The sequence below is a fragment of the Scandinavium sp. genome, from assembly GCF_032012665.1.
Lineage (GTDB): Bacteria > Pseudomonadota > Gammaproteobacteria > Enterobacterales > Enterobacteriaceae > Scandinavium.
The window spans coordinates 234632-250210 of the sequence record NZ_DALZVG010000003.1 but is presented as its reverse complement, the minus strand read 5'-3'; the positions used below and the strand labels follow the sequence as shown (position 1 = coordinate 250210).

Sequence of the window (15579 nt, the reverse complement as noted above, 5' to 3'; positions counted from 1 at the left end):
CTATGAAATTTCTTATTTCTCACAGATTCAAATTATCACAGCTGGCGCTCGGCGTGATTTCTGTTATTGGCGGCATCGCTGCACCTCAGGTTTTTGCCGATGTGAATTTTAACGCCGATTTTCTGGATAATGCCGCCGGACAGGAAGTGGATATTTCCCGCTTCAACGGGGAATACCGCATTGAAGCAGGAGACTATCAGCCGGACGTATACCTGAATGGCAGGCTGCTCGATCGCGCCGAGGTAAAGGTGCGTAACGTTGGCGGCAAATCTCGCCTCTGTATTAGCAACGATCTCGCTACCCGAATCGGCCTTAACCACACTCGCCTGACCCCGGAGGCTGAAGCGTCGCTGACGCAGCCTGACGGTTGCCCGACGCTTGAGTCCATCGTGCCGGGTGCCAGCGCCCGCTTCAGTCCGTCAGATATGCGTCTCGACCTCGCCATCCCACAGGCCTGGCTCAGCCAGAGCGCGCGCGGATATGTTCCACCATCCATGTGGTCCTACGGCGAGAAAGCGCTGTATCTGAGCTATGGCGCAACCTACTTTGAGCAGCACAGCCAGATGAATGACTATCAGTCATTCTTCGGTGATGTGAAGGGCGGGCTGAATCTCGGAGAGTGGATGCTGAGGCACGCGGGTAACTATCGCTGGGACAACAGCGGCCAGGAAAAATACACCAGCTTCGCCACTAACCTGCAGCGTGATATCGCGGCATGGAATTCCCGCCTGCTCGTTGGGGACGGCAATACCTCCGGCGAGATGTTCGACTCTTTCAGCTATCGGGGCGTTCAGCTTAGCACCGCCGAGCAGATGCTGCCGGACTCTATGCGCGGCTACGCGCCAAACATTCGCGGTATTGCCCGAACGAACGCCAAAGTCACCGTAAAACAGCGCGGTCAGGTGATCTACGAGACATCGGTCCCACCGGGTGAGTTCTCGATCGACGATCTCTATCCTACCGGCTACGGCGGCGATCTGCTGGTGACGGTAACGGAAGCTGACGGTTCGAAAAGTACCTTTTCCGTCTCTTACGCTTCTGTTCCCGAGCTGCTGCGTCCGGGCCGTACGAATTACAGCCTGATGGCCGGTAAGCTGCGAAACATCAACGTTTCCGATGCGCCTTACGTCTTCCAGGGGACCTGGAAGCGCGGTATCAATAATTATGTCACCACCTACCTGGGCACCACCTCGACTGATTTCTATTATTCAGGCATGGCCGGGAGCGCATTCGGTACCCCGATTGGCGCTATCTCCCTCGATGTAAACGGCACCCGCTTTTCCGATCGAGGCGAATCGCATAACGGGATGAGCCTGCGTACCAGCTACAGTAAATTTATCTCCTCGACCAACAGTAGCTTCTCGCTTGCGGCTTACCGCTTTTCCTCTTCCGGCTATCTGGATCTGCATAATGCGGTCTATCTGTCCGACCACCTGAGGCAAGGCAACGACAATGTGACCTGGCAGAAGCTGGACCGTCCACGTAACCGCGTATCGCTGACCGTAAACCAGGATCTTGGGGATCTCTTTGGACAGCTCTATGTCTCCGGCTACCAGGAGAATTACTGGAACCGTAGCGGCAGCAATACTCAGTTCCAGGTAGGTTATAACAACAGCTACCGCTGGCTCAGCTACGGCCTGGCCATCAGCCGCACCACCGACAGCGACAACGTCCGTGAGACGCAATACCTGCTGAACTTCTCTGTTCCGTTGGGGCACAGCGACCATAGCCCAACCCTTAACAACTACACCACCATTGACGACAACGGCGTTATGTCGCAGATGGGGCTGAGCGGGCAGTTGGGGGAACGCAATCAGCTCTCCTATAACGTTTCCGCAGGGCGCGACTACGACAACCGCTACTCCAGCAACCTCAATGGCGCCTACCGCTTCCGCGATACAACGCTGAACGGCAGTTTCTCGAAGGGCGAGCACTATCACGGCTACTCCGTGGGCATGTCAGGAAGCGTCGTGGCGCTGACTGACGGCGTCGTAGCAAGCCCGTATGACAGCCTGACAACCATGGCTGTGGTTTCTGCTAAAGATGCCAAGGGCGCCGCTGTTGAAGGCTATCCGGGCGTAGAGGTTAACCGCTGGGGCCTGGCGCTGGTGCCCTATATGACGCCATACCGCGTGAATGAAGTGGCGATCGATCCGAAAGGACTGCCGTTTGACGTGGATCTTAAGACCACCAGCAAACAGATTGCTCCGGCTCAGGGTGCCATCGTCAAAATCGACTACCCGACCGATAAGGGCCGCATGGTGCTGATTCGCGCCACCACGCCTGAAGGCGATGCGCTGCCATTCGGCGCCGCCGTAACCGACGGTCAGGGTAAAGCCGTCGGCGTAGTGGCCCAGGGCGGCCAAATCTATGCCCGCCTGGAAGAAGGGAAAGATCGTCTCAACATCAGCTGGGGCGAACGCCGGCAGAAATTTACCTGCGGTTTCGACCTCACCGTGGGCCATCCCCGCTCCGGTCAGAACTTCGAACGCGTGAATACGGTTTGTGACGGCGTCGATCAAACGCCTCGACAGAATATTGCCATGACGCAGCCGGACGAAGACCAACGCAGCTAACGTCGGTGTGAACGTAAAGATCAGGAAAACTATATGCTTAAGCGTTTTTTTATACTGTTGACGCTCGGCGCGGGCCTTATCACCGCGCCGCTTATCACTCAGGCGGCGGTGCATTGCGATTTTGACAGTTCGTCAATGGTGACAACGTTGTTCGACTTCAACGAAATGCCGAATGGCATTAACGCCAGCGCCCCTGTTGGCACCGTGCTGTTTAGCAAAACACACCAGATCCCTATCTGGTGTGCGAAGGATGGCAGAAAAGGCAGCTCAATCAGCGGGCCCGAGCCCATTTATATCAACCGCTCGGATGTCTCCAACGTGTTTGGCAGCAAAAGCGGATTAACGCTCTATATCACGGTAGCCGGTGACCGCGGTAATACCCGTAAGGCTTTTAATACCGGGCTCCAGACCAGCTATATCTGGCTTCCGAGCCTGTCCACGAAAGACGCCACGCGTCTTACTCTGGACGTCACTATTGAGCTGGTAAAAACCGCAGAGAACACGCTTCTCAGCACGAAAAACACCGTCATGCTGTTCAGCGTGGGCGACCAGTTCGATACCAGCGATATGGTGTTTTATATGAAAAACGGTAACAAGCTGGTATTCACCACTCAGACCTGTGACGTAATGGGCAGTGGCAACTACACCGCAAATCTGCCGCCACTCAACATCAGCGACGTGAAGGGAACAGGGCCGGTTGACGGGCACACGGCTGATATTAACGTTCAGCTTTCCTGTAACTCCACGCTCTGGAGCACCCAGGCAATCATGATGAAGCTTACCGGCCAGGACGTTCCAGGCTCGGCCAGCGATGGGCTGTTCTTCTTCAAAAGTCTGGACTCAGGCGAGAGCGCGCCGGGGATTGCCCTGCAGATGTTCCAGGGTGCCCGGGGTCAGCCGTTCACGCCGGTAACCGTTGGCCAGAACTTTGAGGTCGGCAACTTCGAAGACGGGCAATCGGTGGTCACCATACCGCTGCGGGCTGGATATTACGTTCGGGACAAAAATATGACTCCCGGCAAGCTGCAGTCGATCCTGGTCTATCAGATTGACTATCAGTAGTGCGGAATATGCTTCCCAACCCCGGCGCTGAAAAATGCGTTCGCCGCCGGGTTTATTTAAACCTCAAGAGTAAGGATGAAAAAATGAGAGAATTACACAATCAGGAAATCGAAGCGGTATCAGGCGCAGGTGCCATTGCAGATACGGGTGCTGCCATCGGTAAAGGAATTGGTGAGGTTCTGGAGGGTTTCGGCCTGAAAGGCGCTTCCGGCGTGCTGTCAGAAGTCGGTAACGGTATCGGTCAGATCGTAGAAATTTTCCAGAATGTCTCCTCATTCCTGGATGGCCTGTTCCACAAAAAACCCGCTCCCGCTCCGCTGCCTGCTCCACTGTTCAAGTAATAAGCGTCGCGCGTGAATTAAGGCAATAGTGGCCTTAAACGCTACTCTGGCGGGATGAATTTTCAGCCCGCCATTTTTACACCTCTCCCGCCATGATGAACGTAAGCCCGCCGAAATGAATCAAAGCAGCGCTATTAAGAGGATGTGACTGGGCAGAGCAGAGGTCGCGCGGGGAAAGCTTTTGATGCCACCCGACGCAGGGGGAGATTTCATCAGCCCCGGCAGGTTAATTGAGCAGTAGTTTGGCAGGGTGGTGCGTGTGCCTTTCTAAACCACCCTGTCCTTTTTGCCTCAGGCTTCCAGATCCGCCATGTCGCCTTTTTCCTGCAGCCAGTTACGGCGATCCTCGGAACGTTTCTTGGCGAGCAGCATATCCATTACCGCATCGGTCTGGCGATCGTCTTCATCGTCGATAAACAGCTGCACCAGACGGCGAGTGTTCGGATCGAGCGTAGTTTCGCGCAGCTGCATCGGGTTCATTTCACCCAGGCCTTTGAAGCGCTGGACGTTCGGTTTGCCTTTCTTACGCTTGAGCTGATCCAGTACGCCCTCTTTTTCCTGCTCGTCGAGCGCGTAATAGACCTCTTTACCCAGGTCGATACGGTACAGCGGCGGCATGGCGACGTAGACGTGGCCGGCCTTCACTACGTTTCGGAAATGCTTCACGAACAGCGCACACAGCAGCGTGGCGATGTGCAGTCCATCGGAGTCCGCATCCGCAAGGATACAGATCTTGCCGTAGCGCAGCTGGCTCAGATCGTCGCTGTCCGGATCGATGCCGATCGCCACCGAAATATCGTGCACTTCCTGCGAAGCCAGCACTTCATCGGACGACACTTCCCAGGTATTCAGGATTTTGCCCTTCAGCGGCATGATCGCCTGATATTCACGATCGCGCGCCTGCTTGGCTGAACCACCCGCCGAGTCTCCTTCCACGAGGAACAGCTCTGTACGGTTGAGATCCTGTGCCGTGCAGTCTGCCAGTTTCCCCGGCAGCGCCGGACCGCTGGTGAGTTTTTTACGCACCACCTTCTTGGCAGCACGCAGGCGGCGCTGGGCGCTGGAAATCGCCATTTCGGCCAGCATTTCTGCGGCCTGAACGTTCTGGTTCAGCCACAGGCTAAAGGCATCTTTCACCACGCCGGAAACGAACGCCGCACACTGGCGTGAGGACAGACGCTCTTTAGTCTGCCCGGCGAACTGAGGATCCTGCATTTTCACCGACAGCACGTACGCGCAGCGATCCCAGATATCTTCCGCCGACAGCTTCACGCCGCGCGGCAGAATGTTGCGGTATTCGCAAAACTCACGCATTGCGTCCAGCAGACCCTGGCGCAGGCCGTTCACGTGAGTGCCGCCCTGCATCGTTGGAATCAGGTTAACGTAGCTTTCGGTCAGCAGTTCGCCACCTTCTGGCAGCCACAGCAGCGCCCAGTCAACGGCTTCGGTATCGCTGGCAAAGCTGCCAACGAACGGTTTTTCCGGCAGCAGCGGCAGGCCGTTCACCGCTTCGCTCAGGTAGTCGTTCAGACCGTCAGCGTAGCACCAGGTCTGCTCGCTGTTGTTTACTTTGTCTTTGAAGACAATTTCCACACCCGGGCAAAGCACCGCTTTCGCTTTCAGCAGGTGCGTCAGGCGCGAAACGGAGAAGCGCGGGCTGTCGAAGAAGCTTTCGTCCGGCCAGAAGTGCACGCTGGTGCCGGTGTTACGCTTACCGACGGTGCCGCTCACGTGCAGGTCTTCCACCTTCTCGCCATTTTCAAAGGCGATGGTGTAGATTTGGCCATCACGGCGTACGTTGACTTCTACACGCTTTGACAAGGCGTTCACCACCGAGATCCCTACGCCGTGCAGGCCGCCGGAGAACTGGTAGTTTTTATTGGAGAATTTACCGCCCGCATGCAGACGACAAAGGATCAGCTCTACCGCCGGAACGCCTTCTTCCGGGTGAATGTCGACCGGCATGCCGCGCCCGTCATCGATAACCTCGAGTGACTGGTCCGCATGCAGAATCACTTCCACGCGTTTGGCGTGACCTGCCAGTGCCTCATCCACACTGTTATCAATCACTTCCTGACCAAGATGGTTAGGACGAGTAGTGTCGGTGTACATTCCCGGGCGGCGGCGAACCGGCTCAAGCCCGGTGAGTACCTCAATGGCATCAGCGTTATAAGAAGATTGCGTCATGGTATGTTCACGAGTAGTCAGGACTGATTAACGCAGTCCCAGAAAATCAATAATCTGTGTGAAATGATCTTCAAAGCCGATGAAGGCATGATTCCCGCCCTCTTCAACGTTTTGTCGACAAGCGGCGTAGTAGTCAACGGCCTGGCGATAATCCAGCACCTCGTCGCCCGTCTGTTGCAGCAGCCAGAGTAGATCCGGCGCTTCAAGCGGGTCGATTTGCATCACTTTCAGATCGTAAATATGGCGTGACTCTAGCACATATTGCTCCCCGGTGTAGGGATTCTCATTATGACCGAGGTAACCGGTGAGCAACTCAAACGGACGTACCGCCGGGTTAACCACCACGGCAGGCAGCATGAAGCATTGTGACAGCCAGGTGGCGTAATAGCCGCCGAGCGACGACCCTACAATCCCAAGCGGAGCCCCGCCGTGTTGCATGACAAGTTTCTCCAGTAGCTCCGCCGCCTGTGCTGGAAATGCAGGCAACTGTGGCACCACCATATCGATTTCCGGATGGTGCTCCGCAAGCCACGTCTTCATGGCCGTGGCTTTCACCGATAACGGCGAACTGTTAAATCCGTGGAGATAGAGAAGCGTAGACATCAGTATCCTTCTGAAGCAGTGTCCGGGCGGAACTGCGCACCGTCCAGGCGGCAGACTTCGGTGGTAAGCGTACCGTCAGCATGCAGTTCCAGCCAGCGCCAGCCTGGGGCAATGGTATCAAGAGTAAAATTCGCACAGTGCGGTTTAAACTGCACGCAGGTTGACGGCGTCGCCATCATCCGACGGCCGTTCCAGTCCACGTCCATCTCCTGGTGGATATGCCCGCAGAGCAAATGCCGAACCCTTGGGAAGCGCATAAGCACGCGATCCAGCGCACCCGCGTTACGCAGACTGTGCTGATCCAGCCAGCTGCACCCGGCCGGAAGCGGGTGATGATGCAGCAGCAACAGCGTGTAGCGATCGGGGGATTCCATCAAACGTTGTTCCAGCCATTCGAGCTGGAATTCACTTAGTTCACCGTGCGGTACGCCAAACACCTGGCTGTCAAGCATCAGAATTTGCCAGTTTTCGCCAGCAAAGACGCGCTTTGCCGGGGAGATTCCCGCATCCTGTAGAGCACTGTACATGGCTGGCTGAAAATCGTGGTTGCCGGGCAACCAGACGCAGGGCGCGTCAAAGCCCGCGATGCCTTCAGCGAAATGCTGATAGGCCGCGGATGAGTGATCCTGTGCTAAATCCCCAGTGGCGACGACGAGATCGCACTCACGCTCTGAAGCGTGGATGGCTGCCAGTACGGCCTGGTAACTTTCCCAGGTGTTCACTCCCAGCAGCGTTTCATGTTTTTCAGCAAACAGGTGAGTATCAGTGATTTGTAAGACTCTCACCCCGGCCCCACCAGCCAGAGTGAGATTTAACAGGCTTTCCAAATGGTGTCCTTAGGTTTCACGACGCTAACAAACCGGAATCGCCATCGCTCCATGTGCTAAACAGTACCTCAGCCAGTCGGCCAAAAACTGGTTAATTTGATGCTTTTCGTCGCGTTGATGCAACTTTTTATTCGGGTAATCATACCGTGCCTGGAAGCGAAAAATCTGCTGACTCGAACACACTTCAGCCACCATCGCATCGTGGTAAAGGCGCACCGTCATTGACGGCAGGCTCCAGTAGCTCACGGCGGGCACGGTCTGCTCAATTTCCACCAGAGTAGTGTAGCGGGTCGATTCGCTGATCGTTAACCGGTATTGCGCATTGGCCACCTGATAGCTCACCGTTTCGCCGGGCGCATCCGTTTGGGGCAGCAGTCGGCGCAGCTGGGCGAAGTTGGTTTCGCACAGACGCATCATTTCAGGGAAGTCAGGTGTATAGCGCTTCATTTTGTCCACTCGTTTCGTAATGCCTGATAATGCAATTGCAGCCATTGCAGGGCGATGACAGAGGCTGCGTTATCGATTGTTCCCTCTTCTACCCACCGGTAAGCCTGTTCCCGGCTAACCACATGCACCCGAATATCTTCGTGTTCATCTGCCAGACCGTGAATACCGTGCGCGGTCGTGGCGTCCACTTCGCCGACCAAAATGGTCAGGCGCTCGCTGGTGCCACCTGGACTTGCCAGATAGCTGAGCATATTTTTGACTCGTTTCACGTCGAGACCGGCCTCTTCCACCGCTTCACGGCGGGCCACGTCCTCAGGTGTTTCGCCCTCTTCAATCATCCCGGCAACCATTTCCAGCAGCCACGGGCTTTCGCTGGTATCGTAAGCCGGGATGCGAATCTGCTCCACCAGCACAACTTCATCACGCACTGGGTCAAAGGGTAGCAAGACTGCGGCATGCCCGCGTTCAAAAATTTCACGACGCACTTCACCGCTCATTTCACCATTGAATAACCGGTGACGGAAACGCCACGACTCCAGCGAAAAAAAACCGCTGTAGAGCGTTTCTCGTGCAATAATTTCTACATCATTTTTGCCGTAAGTAACGACTGACTGTGGTTTGTTGCTCATCGTTCATTCCTGGTGACTTCGTGATGAAATTATGGATTTCCGGCCCATTTGACTACTTTTTAATGGTGCTGTGATAGATTGGTGCAAATTAACGTCAGATGGCACGATACGCCAACTTTTTAAGCGGCAAGACTCTGGTACAATCGACGAATCTTTTTGAATTAGATCAGCGCTAAATGCTTCACAACAAGGAATGCAAATGAAGAAATTGCTCCCCATCCTTATCGGCTTAAGCCTGACGGGCTTCAGCGCACTAAGCCATGCGGAAAACCTGTTGCAGGTGTATCAGCAGGCACGTTTGAGCAACCCGGACCTGCGTAAGTCCGCGGCAGATCGTGATGCTGCATTCGAAAAAATTAACGAAGCACGCAGCCCGTTACTGCCTCAGCTCGGTTTAGGCGCAGATTATACCTATACGAACGGCTATAAAGATCAGAATGGTATCAATTCTAATGCGACCAGTGCCTCATTGTCCCTGACGCAAACCATTTTCGATATGTCGAAATGGCGCGCCCTGACGCTGCAGGAAAAATCCGCGGGTATTCAGGACGTCACCTACCAGACCGATCAGCAAACCCTGATCCTGAACACGGCAACCGCTTACTTTGGCGTGCTGAGCGCTATCGATTCGCTCTCCTACACCGAAGCACAGAAACAGGCGATTTACCGACAGTTGGATCAGACGACTCAACGTTTTAACGTCGGTCTCGTGGCTATCACTGACGTGCAGAACGCCCGTTCACAGTACGATACCGTGCTGGCAAACGAAGTCACTGCCCGTAACAACCTCGACAACGCCGTTGAACAGCTGCGCCAGGTCACCGGTAACTACTATCCGGAACTGGCCTCTCTGAACGTCAGCAGCTTCAAAACGGACAAGTCACAGCCGGTGAATGCGCTACTGAAAGAGGCTGAAAATCGTAACCTGGCGCTGTTGCAGGCTCGTTTGAGCCAGGACCTGGCGCGTGAGCAAATTCGTTATGCAGAAACCGGCCATATGCCGACCGTGGGTCTGACAGCGTCTACCGGCGTTACGGATACCAAGTATAACGGTAGCAACGCCACCAGCAGCCAGTATACCGATCGCAACATCGGTCAGAATCAGATTGGCCTGAACTTCAGCCTGCCGCTGTATAGCGGTGGCTCAGTCACCTCGCAGGTGAAACAAGCGCAGTACAACTTTGTTGGCGCAAGCGAGCAGCTGGAAAGCGCGCACCGCAACGTGGTACAGAACGTGCGTTCTTCCTTTAATAACATCAACGCTTCCGTGAGCAGCATCAACGCCTACAAACAGGCCGTTGTTTCTGCGCAGAGCTCACTGGATGCGATGGAAGCCGGTTACCAGGTCGGTACCCGCACCATCGTTGACGTTCTGGATGCGACCACCACGCTGTACAACGCAAAACAGCAGCTCTCCAGCGCGCGTTACACCTATCTGATCAACCAGCTGAACATCAAGTCAGCGTTGGGTACGCTCAATGAGAACGACCTGCTGGCCCTGAACGGCACGCTCGGTAAGCCGGTTTCCACCTCTCCGGAAACCGTTGCGCCTGAGAATGCCCAGCAGGACGCTAACGCGGATGGTTATAATGGCAATGGCGCCAGCACCGCACCTGCGGCGCAGCCAGCCGCCCAGCGAACCACCAGCAGCACTGGCTCTAACCCGTTCAAAAACTGATTCGGGCTGCCCCGGCGGCATCGTTCGCCGGGGTTTATTCCTTTTCTCACAACTCCCACAAAAATAAACGTAAGGCAACGTAAAGATCTGCGTCGCTCGTCCCTCATCGCTTCAATTTCAACCACTCATCCACTATCCTGAGCGCTACCACTGGGTCCAGGATGAAAGATAATGAAACGGACAAAAACAATTAATCACGCTTCGTTCCGCAAGAACTGGGGCGCACGCCATTTGACGCCGGTTGCGCTGGCGATCACCGCAGTCTTTATGCTTTCAGGCTGCGAAAAAACAGATGAAACGGTATCGATGTACCAGAACGCGGATGATTGCTCGAGTGCCAACCCGGGCAAAAGCGCCGAATGTACCGCCTCGTACAATAATGCGCTGAAAGAAGCCGAGCGCACCGCGCCAAAATACGCCAGCCGTGAAGACTGCGTGGCAGAGTTTGGCGAAGGCCAGTGCCAGCAGGCGCCAGCCCAGGCAGGCATGGCTCCAGAAAATCAGGCGCAGGCCCAGCAGGGCGGCGGCAGCTTCTGGATGCCGCTGATGGCAGGCTACATGATGGGCCGCATGATGAGTGGCGGAATGCAGCAGCAGCCGCTGTTCAGCTCGAAAAACCCGGCAAGCCCGGCGTACGGTCAGTACACCGACGCAGGCGGGAAAAGCTACGGCGCAGCGCAGTCCGGACGCACCATGAACGTGCCGAAAACCGCGATGGCACCAAAACCGGCCACCACCAGCACCGTCACCCGCGGCGGCTTTGGTGAGTCCGTCGCTAAACAGTCCACCATGTCGCGCAGCGCTGCGGGAACCTCCACCCGTTCGATGGGCGGCTAACCGTCATGGAAAGAGTCAGCATCACCGAGCGCCCGGACTGGCGCGAAAAAGCCACCGAGTATGGCTTCAACTTCCACACCATGTACGGTGAGCCGTACTGGTGTGAAGACGCCTATTACAAACTAACGCTTGATCAGGTCGAGAAACTCGAAGACGTCACCGCCGAACTGCATCAGATGTGCCTGAAAGTTGTGGAACGCGTGGTCAGCAGCGATGAACTGCTGACTAAGTTCCGCATCCCGAAGCACACCTGGAGCTTCGTGCGCCAGTCCTGGCAAACGCAGCAGCCGTCGCTCTACTCCCGCCTCGATCTGGCGTGGGACGGCAAAGGTGAACCTAAGCTTCTGGAGAATAACGCAGACACACCAACGTCTCTGTACGAAGCAGCATTCTTCCAGTGGATTTGGCTGGAAGATCAGCTCAATGCCGGAAAGCTGCCTGAGGGAAGCGATCAGTTTAACAGCCTGCAGGAAAAGCTGATTGAGCGCTTTGCCGTGCTGCGTGAACAGCACGGTTTTAATCTGCTGCACTTTACCTGCTGCCGTGACACCGAAGAAGATCGCGGTACCGTGCAGTATTTGCAGGACTGCGCCAACGAAGCCGGCGTCGCCAGCGAATTTCTGTACATCGAAGATATCGGGCTTGGCGAAAAGGGTCAGTTCACCGATCTGCAGGATCAGGTTATCAGCAATTTGTTCAAGCTCTATCCGTGGGAATACATGCTACGGGAGATTTTCTCCACCAAGCTCGAAGACGCTGGCGTGCGCTGGCTGGAACCGGCCTGGAAAAGCATTATCTCCAACAAAGCCCTGTTGCCAATGCTGTGGGAAATGTTCCCGGATCACCCGAACCTGCTGCCAGCGTATTTCGCCGAAGACGAATACCCGGAAATGGCGAAGTACGTGAAGAAACCGATTTTCTCCCGTGAAGGCGCAAATGTGTCGATCGTGGAGAACGGTGAAGTGCTGGAAGCGGTTGAAGGGCCTTACGGCGAAGAAGGCATGATCGTCCAGCAGTTTTGCGAACTACCTAAATTTGGCGACAGCTATACGCTGATCGGTAGCTGGCTGATCAACGACCAGCCTGCCGGGATCGGCATTCGTGAAGATCGGGCGCTGATCACTCAGGATCTGTCACGCTTCTATCCGCATACTTTTGTGGAGTAACGCTCTTGCAAATGCCCGGCGACGCGTTGTTTTCCGGGCAATTTCATCACTCCCCGATCTGTACCGAAAGCATACTCAGACTCCCCATCTCAATCCCGTCTGTCACAATGTTGACAGGCTCCTGCCCGTCCCACGCGCCCAGCACATACAGCAGCGGTAAATAGTGATCCGCCGTCGGGTTCGATAATGAACCGCCTTCATGATCGAGGTAATTTACCAGCGGATGTGCTTCCGTTGCCCCTTGCCAGGTCAGGTTATCTTTCACAAATTCATTGAACGAGGTCGCCCAAGGATACGGCGAGTTTTCGCCATGCCAGCGCGCTGTGCGCAGGTTATGCACCACGTTACCGCTCGCCACCAGCATGATACCTTCATCGCGCAAAGCCGCGAGTTTACGTCCCATTTCGAGATGCCAGGCAGCGGGTTTCGTGCTGTCTATGCTCAGTTGCACCATCGGGATATCAGCATCCGGGTACATCTTAATGAGCACGCCCCAGGAGCCGTGGTCAAAGCCCCAGGCTTCTTTATCAAGCGCAACGGGCACAGGAGCTAACAGCTCAACCAGCCGCTGAGCAAGCTCTGGCGACCCCGGAGCCGGGTAGTGCGTGTCATACAGCGCCTGCGGGAATCCACCGAAATCATGAATGGTTTTCGGGGCTTCCATCGCCGTGACGCCCGTTCCTCGCGTAAACCAGTGCGCGGAAATCGCCACGATCGCTTTTGGGCGCGGCAGCGTTTCGCCCAGCTGCTGCCAGGCACGCGTGTACACGTTATCCTCCAGCACGTTCATCGGGCTACCGTGACCTAAAAACAGAGCTGGCATACGGGAAGAAGACATGATGATATCCTTACAGGAACAGTCGGATTGATGGCTCTACATTACGCGGTTTTGAGTGCGGATGAACTCAGATAACGGTGATGATGATCATCAGGAAATTTGAATGTAAGGACACGTAAAAGCACCTTTGCCCCCTCGCTTTTGGGAAAAGGGAGCTTTACTATAAATGATAATGGTTATCATTAAGGAGTTTCTATGTCAGTACCTTTGATTCTGACCTTACTTGCCGGTGGGGCCACCTTCATCGGGGCGCTGCTGGGCGTTATAGGCCAGAAGCCTTCTGATCGCGTACTGGCCTTTTCTCTTGGCTTCGCTGCCGGGATTATGCTACTGATTTCCCTGATGGAAATGTTGCCCGCCGCGCTCGGCACGGAAGGGATGTCGCCGGTGCTCGGCTACGGCATGTTTGTGATTGGACTGCTTGGCTACTTCGCGCTTGATCGTATGCTGCCGCACGCCCACCCGCAGGATTTGATGCAGGGCGACAAAGCCATCATGCCACGTAACCTGCGCCGGACAGCAATCCTGTTAACGCTCGGCATCAGCCTGCATAACTTCCCGGAAGGTGTTGCAACGTATGTCACCGCCAGCAGCAATCTGGAACTCGGTTTTGGCATTGCGCTCGCCGTTGCGCTGCACAATATTCCGGAAGGTCTGGCCGTCGCCGGGCCGGTCTATGCCGCCACGGGCTCGAAACGTAAAGCGGTGTTCTGGGCAGGGATTTCAGGCATGGCTGAAATTCTTGGCGGGGTGCTGGCATGGCTGATTCTGGGAACGCTGGTATCACCGGTGGTCATGGCTGCCATCATGGCCGCGGTGGCCGGAATTATGGTGGCACTGTCGGTCGATGAATTGATGCCGCTCGCCAAAGAGATAGATCCGCATAACAACCCGAGCTACGGCGTGCTGTGTGGCATGTCGGTGATGGGGCTGAGCCTGGTGCTGTTACAGACGATGGATTTCGCATAGCAAAACGCCGGGATTATCCCGGCGTTCTTCATTTCAGCGTCAGGCAGACTTAGCTGGCCTTACGCTCATGTTTTTGGCGATATTCCACCAGATCTTCGATGGTCACCACCGGCATATTGTGTTCCGCAGCAAACTTGATGCACTCCGGCGCACGCGCCATGGTGCCGTCATCGTTGGTCAGTTCACACAGTACGCCCGCAGGTTTGAAACCTGCCAGGGTCACCAGATCGATGGTCGCCTCCGTGTGACCGCCGCGAGTCAGCACGCCACCCGCCTGCGCGCGCAGAGGGAAAACGTGGCCCGGACGATGCAGGTCGGCAGGTTTCGCGCCATCGGCAATGGCGGCACGCACGGTAGTGATGCGGTCGGCCGCAGAGACGCCGGTGGTCACGCCATGCGCCGCTTCGATAGTCACGGTAAAACCGGTGCCGAAGGCGCTGGTGTTGTTGTCTACCATCATCGGCAGGTCAAGCTGCTTGCGGCGCTCTTCGTTGATGCACAGGCACACAATGCCGCTGCCGTGGCGGATAGTCAGCGCCATCTGCTCAACGGTCATGGTTTCAGCGGCAAAGATCATATCGCCTTCGTTTTCACGGTTTTCATCATCGAGTACCATCACGCCGCGGCCTTCGCGCAGCGCGGATAACGCGTGTTCTACACGTTCAAAAGCGGTACCAAAAGAGGAAAGTAGCGTCTGATTCATGGTAAAAGCCCTCATTAAAATTATGGTTACCAGAATCAGGGCAGTCTTAGGAGCGCCGACGCAGCGGCAAAAAAATAACGTGAGCGGGCCTTGCCCGTAGATCGTTACTCTCTCCCATCCGGACTCTAACCGTCGGCCCCGGAATTACACCGGATCTGCTGACCTTCAGACTGGCGTCTGAAGCGCTCGCGGGCTTTCAACCTGGGTTGATTTACCGCCGGTGGGGAATTTCGCCCCGCCCTGAGAATAAGCGAGATAACTATAACGCTAATGATTATCTCCGGCAATGCATAAGCTTCAAACATTTCTGGTTTATAGCGCAGGCTATAGGCACTACAATAATCTGCAAATCAGACCCGATCAGGAAAACCGTAATGATTGATCCGAAGAAAATTGAACAGATTGCCCGCCAGGTTCACGAGTCGATGCCGAAAGGCCTGCGTGAGTTTGGTGATGACGTCGAGAAGAAAATCCGTCAGGTGCTGCAGTCTCAGCTGACCCGTCTGGATCTGGTAAGCCGTGAAGAGTTTGACGTACAAACGCAGGTGCTGCTGCGCACCCGTGAGAAGCTGGCTCTGCTGGAGCAGCGCCTCAGCGATCTGGAAGCCCGATCCACGCCGGATGCGGCATCATCTTCAGCAGAAAATCAGCAGTAGCCTGCTCTCTGTCGATCAAAAAACCCGTCACGCAGGACGGGTTTTTTATTTGGTATCAGG

The 15579-nt window shown here is 55.5% G+C and carries 15 protein-coding genes and 1 riboswitch; of the genes, 8 read left to right on the top strand and 7 right to left on the bottom strand.

Going from position 1 to position 15579, the window contains the following annotated elements; genetic code table 11:
• Positions 1-2 precede the first annotated feature (2 nt).
• From RTU33_RS04560 to RTU33_RS04550, 3 genes are all read left to right on the top strand, one after another.
• Entirely contained in the window at positions 3-2576 is a 2574-nt protein-coding gene (locus tag RTU33_RS04560; RefSeq protein WP_312625618.1) for a fimbria/pilus outer membrane usher protein, read from the top strand.
• 33 nt (positions 2577-2609) lie between these two features.
• Positions 2610-3638: a fimbrial protein gene (locus tag RTU33_RS04555; protein ID WP_312625617.1), complete on the top strand. Its 1029-nt coding sequence runs from the start codon at positions 2610-2612 to the stop codon at positions 3636-3638.
• Positions 3639-3721: 83 nt separating this feature from the next.
• Positions 3722-3979 carry a hypothetical protein gene (locus RTU33_RS04550; protein WP_312625616.1) on the top strand — a complete coding sequence of 86 codons (258 nt, stop codon included), beginning with the start codon at positions 3722-3724 and terminating at the stop codon, positions 3977-3979.
• A gap of 291 nt (positions 3980-4270) precedes the next feature.
• Here RTU33_RS04550 and parE read toward each other — a convergent pair whose 3' ends face one another.
• Genes parE through nudF form a run of 5 tightly spaced genes read right to left on the bottom strand, consistent with a single transcriptional unit; the run spans position 4271 to position 8672 of the window.
• The gene (parE, locus tag RTU33_RS04545; protein WP_312625615.1) at positions 4271-6166 is read right to left on the bottom strand and encodes a DNA topoisomerase IV subunit B; all 1896 of its coding nucleotides are present in this window, start codon (positions 6164-6166) and stop codon (positions 4271-4273) included.
• A gap of 27 nt (positions 6167-6193) precedes the next feature.
• The gene (gene yqiA, locus RTU33_RS04540; RefSeq protein ID WP_312625614.1) at positions 6194-6769 is read right to left on the bottom strand and encodes an esterase YqiA; all 576 of its coding nucleotides are present in this window, start codon (positions 6767-6769) and stop codon (positions 6194-6196) included.
• Positions 6769-7596: a 3',5'-cyclic-AMP phosphodiesterase gene (gene cpdA / locus RTU33_RS04535; protein WP_312625613.1), complete on the bottom strand. Its 828-nt coding sequence runs from the start codon at positions 7594-7596 to the stop codon at positions 6769-6771. Before cpdA ends, yqiA begins: the two co-directional genes overlap by 1 nt.
• Positions 7597-7620: 24 nt before the next feature.
• Complete coding sequence (locus tag RTU33_RS04530) at positions 7621-8043, bottom strand: DUF1249 family protein (RefSeq protein WP_312625611.1); 423 nt, start codon at positions 8041-8043, stop codon at positions 7621-7623.
• Complete coding sequence (nudF, locus tag RTU33_RS04525; RefSeq protein WP_312625610.1) at positions 8040-8672, bottom strand: ADP-ribose diphosphatase; 633 nt, start codon at positions 8670-8672, stop codon at positions 8040-8042. Before nudF ends, RTU33_RS04530 begins: the two co-directional genes overlap by 4 nt.
• A gap of 199 nt (positions 8673-8871) precedes the next feature.
• On the opposite strand from nudF, the gene tolC reads away from it, so the two are divergent.
• The 3 genes from tolC (at position 8872) to RTU33_RS04510 (ending at position 12353) form a co-directional block, all read left to right on the top strand.
• Positions 8872-10350: an outer membrane channel protein TolC gene (tolC, locus tag RTU33_RS04520; RefSeq protein ID WP_312625609.1), complete on the top strand. Its 1479-nt coding sequence runs from the start codon at positions 8872-8874 to the stop codon at positions 10348-10350.
• 171 nt (positions 10351-10521) lie between these two features.
• Positions 10522-11187: a DUF1190 family protein gene (locus tag RTU33_RS04515; RefSeq protein ID WP_312625608.1), complete on the top strand. Its 666-nt coding sequence runs from the start codon at positions 10522-10524 to the stop codon at positions 11185-11187.
• 5 nt (positions 11188-11192) lie between these two features.
• Positions 11193-12353 (top strand): glutathionylspermidine synthase family protein, encoded by a 1161-nt coding sequence (locus RTU33_RS04510; protein ID WP_312625607.1) that lies wholly within the window; start codon positions 11193-11195, stop codon positions 12351-12353.
• Positions 12354-12399: 46 nt separating this feature from the next.
• Here RTU33_RS04510 and ygiD read toward each other — a convergent pair whose 3' ends face one another.
• On the bottom strand, positions 12400-13191 hold the full coding sequence (gene ygiD, locus RTU33_RS04505) for a 4,5-DOPA dioxygenase extradiol (protein ID WP_312625606.1): 792 nt from the start codon (positions 13189-13191) through the stop codon (positions 12400-12402).
• 195 nt (positions 13192-13386) lie between these two features.
• Here ygiD and zupT point away from each other — a divergent pair, with 195 nt between their 5' ends.
• Positions 13387-14160, top strand: a complete 774-nt coding sequence (zupT, locus tag RTU33_RS04500) for a zinc transporter ZupT (RefSeq protein ID WP_312625605.1) — start codon at positions 13387-13389, stop codon at positions 14158-14160.
• 49 nt (positions 14161-14209) lie between these two features.
• On the opposite strand, the gene ribB is transcribed toward zupT, so the two are convergent.
• Entirely contained in the window at positions 14210-14863 is a 654-nt protein-coding gene (gene ribB / locus RTU33_RS04495; protein ID WP_312625604.1) for a 3,4-dihydroxy-2-butanone-4-phosphate synthase, read from the bottom strand.
• A 102-nt stretch (positions 14864-14965) separates the two neighbouring features.
• A riboswitch (FMN riboswitch) is annotated at positions 14966-15115 on the bottom strand.
• A 122-nt stretch (positions 15116-15237) separates the two neighbouring features.
• On the opposite strand from ribB, the gene ubiK reads away from it, so the two are divergent.
• A complete protein-coding gene (gene ubiK, locus RTU33_RS04490) occupies positions 15238-15519 on the top strand; it encodes a ubiquinone biosynthesis accessory factor UbiK (protein WP_312625603.1) in 282 nt (93 codons plus the stop codon).
• Positions 15520-15579: the final 60 nt, after the last annotated feature.

What these genes read in the sequence shown, in the direction of transcription:
- RTU33_RS04560 (WP_312625618.1), top strand. Translation starts at nt 3, where the DNA reads ATGAAATTTCTTATTTCTCACAGATTCAAATTATCACAGCTGGCGCTC.
- RTU33_RS04555 (WP_312625617.1), top strand. Translation starts at nt 2,610, where the DNA reads ATGCTTAAGCGTTTTTTTATACTGTTGACGCTCGGCGCGGGCCTTATC.
- RTU33_RS04550 (WP_312625616.1), top strand. Translation starts at nt 3,722, where the DNA reads ATGAGAGAATTACACAATCAGGAAATCGAAGCGGTATCAGGCGCAGGT.
- parE (WP_312625615.1), bottom strand. Translation starts at nt 6,166, where the DNA reads ATGACGCAATCTTCTTATAACGCTGATGCCATTGAGGTACTCACCGGG.
- yqiA (WP_312625614.1), bottom strand. Translation starts at nt 6,769, where the DNA reads ATGTCTACGCTTCTCTATCTCCACGGATTTAACAGTTCGCCGTTATCG.
- RTU33_RS04530 (WP_312625611.1), bottom strand. Translation starts at nt 8,043, where the DNA reads ATGAAGCGCTATACACCTGACTTCCCTGAAATGATGCGTCTGTGCGAA.
- nudF (WP_312625610.1), bottom strand. Translation starts at nt 8,672, where the DNA reads ATGAGCAACAAACCACAGTCAGTCGTTACTTACGGCAAAAATGATGTA.
- tolC (WP_312625609.1), top strand. Translation starts at nt 8,872, where the DNA reads ATGAAGAAATTGCTCCCCATCCTTATCGGCTTAAGCCTGACGGGCTTC.
- RTU33_RS04515 (WP_312625608.1), top strand. Translation starts at nt 10,522, where the DNA reads ATGAAACGGACAAAAACAATTAATCACGCTTCGTTCCGCAAGAACTGG.
- RTU33_RS04510 (WP_312625607.1), top strand. Translation starts at nt 11,193, where the DNA reads ATGGAAAGAGTCAGCATCACCGAGCGCCCGGACTGGCGCGAAAAAGCC.
- ygiD (WP_312625606.1), bottom strand. Translation starts at nt 13,191, where the DNA reads ATGTCTTCTTCCCGTATGCCAGCTCTGTTTTTAGGTCACGGTAGCCCG.
- zupT (WP_312625605.1), top strand. Translation starts at nt 13,387, where the DNA reads ATGTCAGTACCTTTGATTCTGACCTTACTTGCCGGTGGGGCCACCTTC.
- ribB (WP_312625604.1), bottom strand. Translation starts at nt 14,863, where the DNA reads ATGAATCAGACGCTACTTTCCTCTTTTGGTACCGCTTTTGAACGTGTA.
- ubiK (WP_312625603.1), top strand. Translation starts at nt 15,238, where the DNA reads ATGATTGATCCGAAGAAAATTGAACAGATTGCCCGCCAGGTTCACGAG.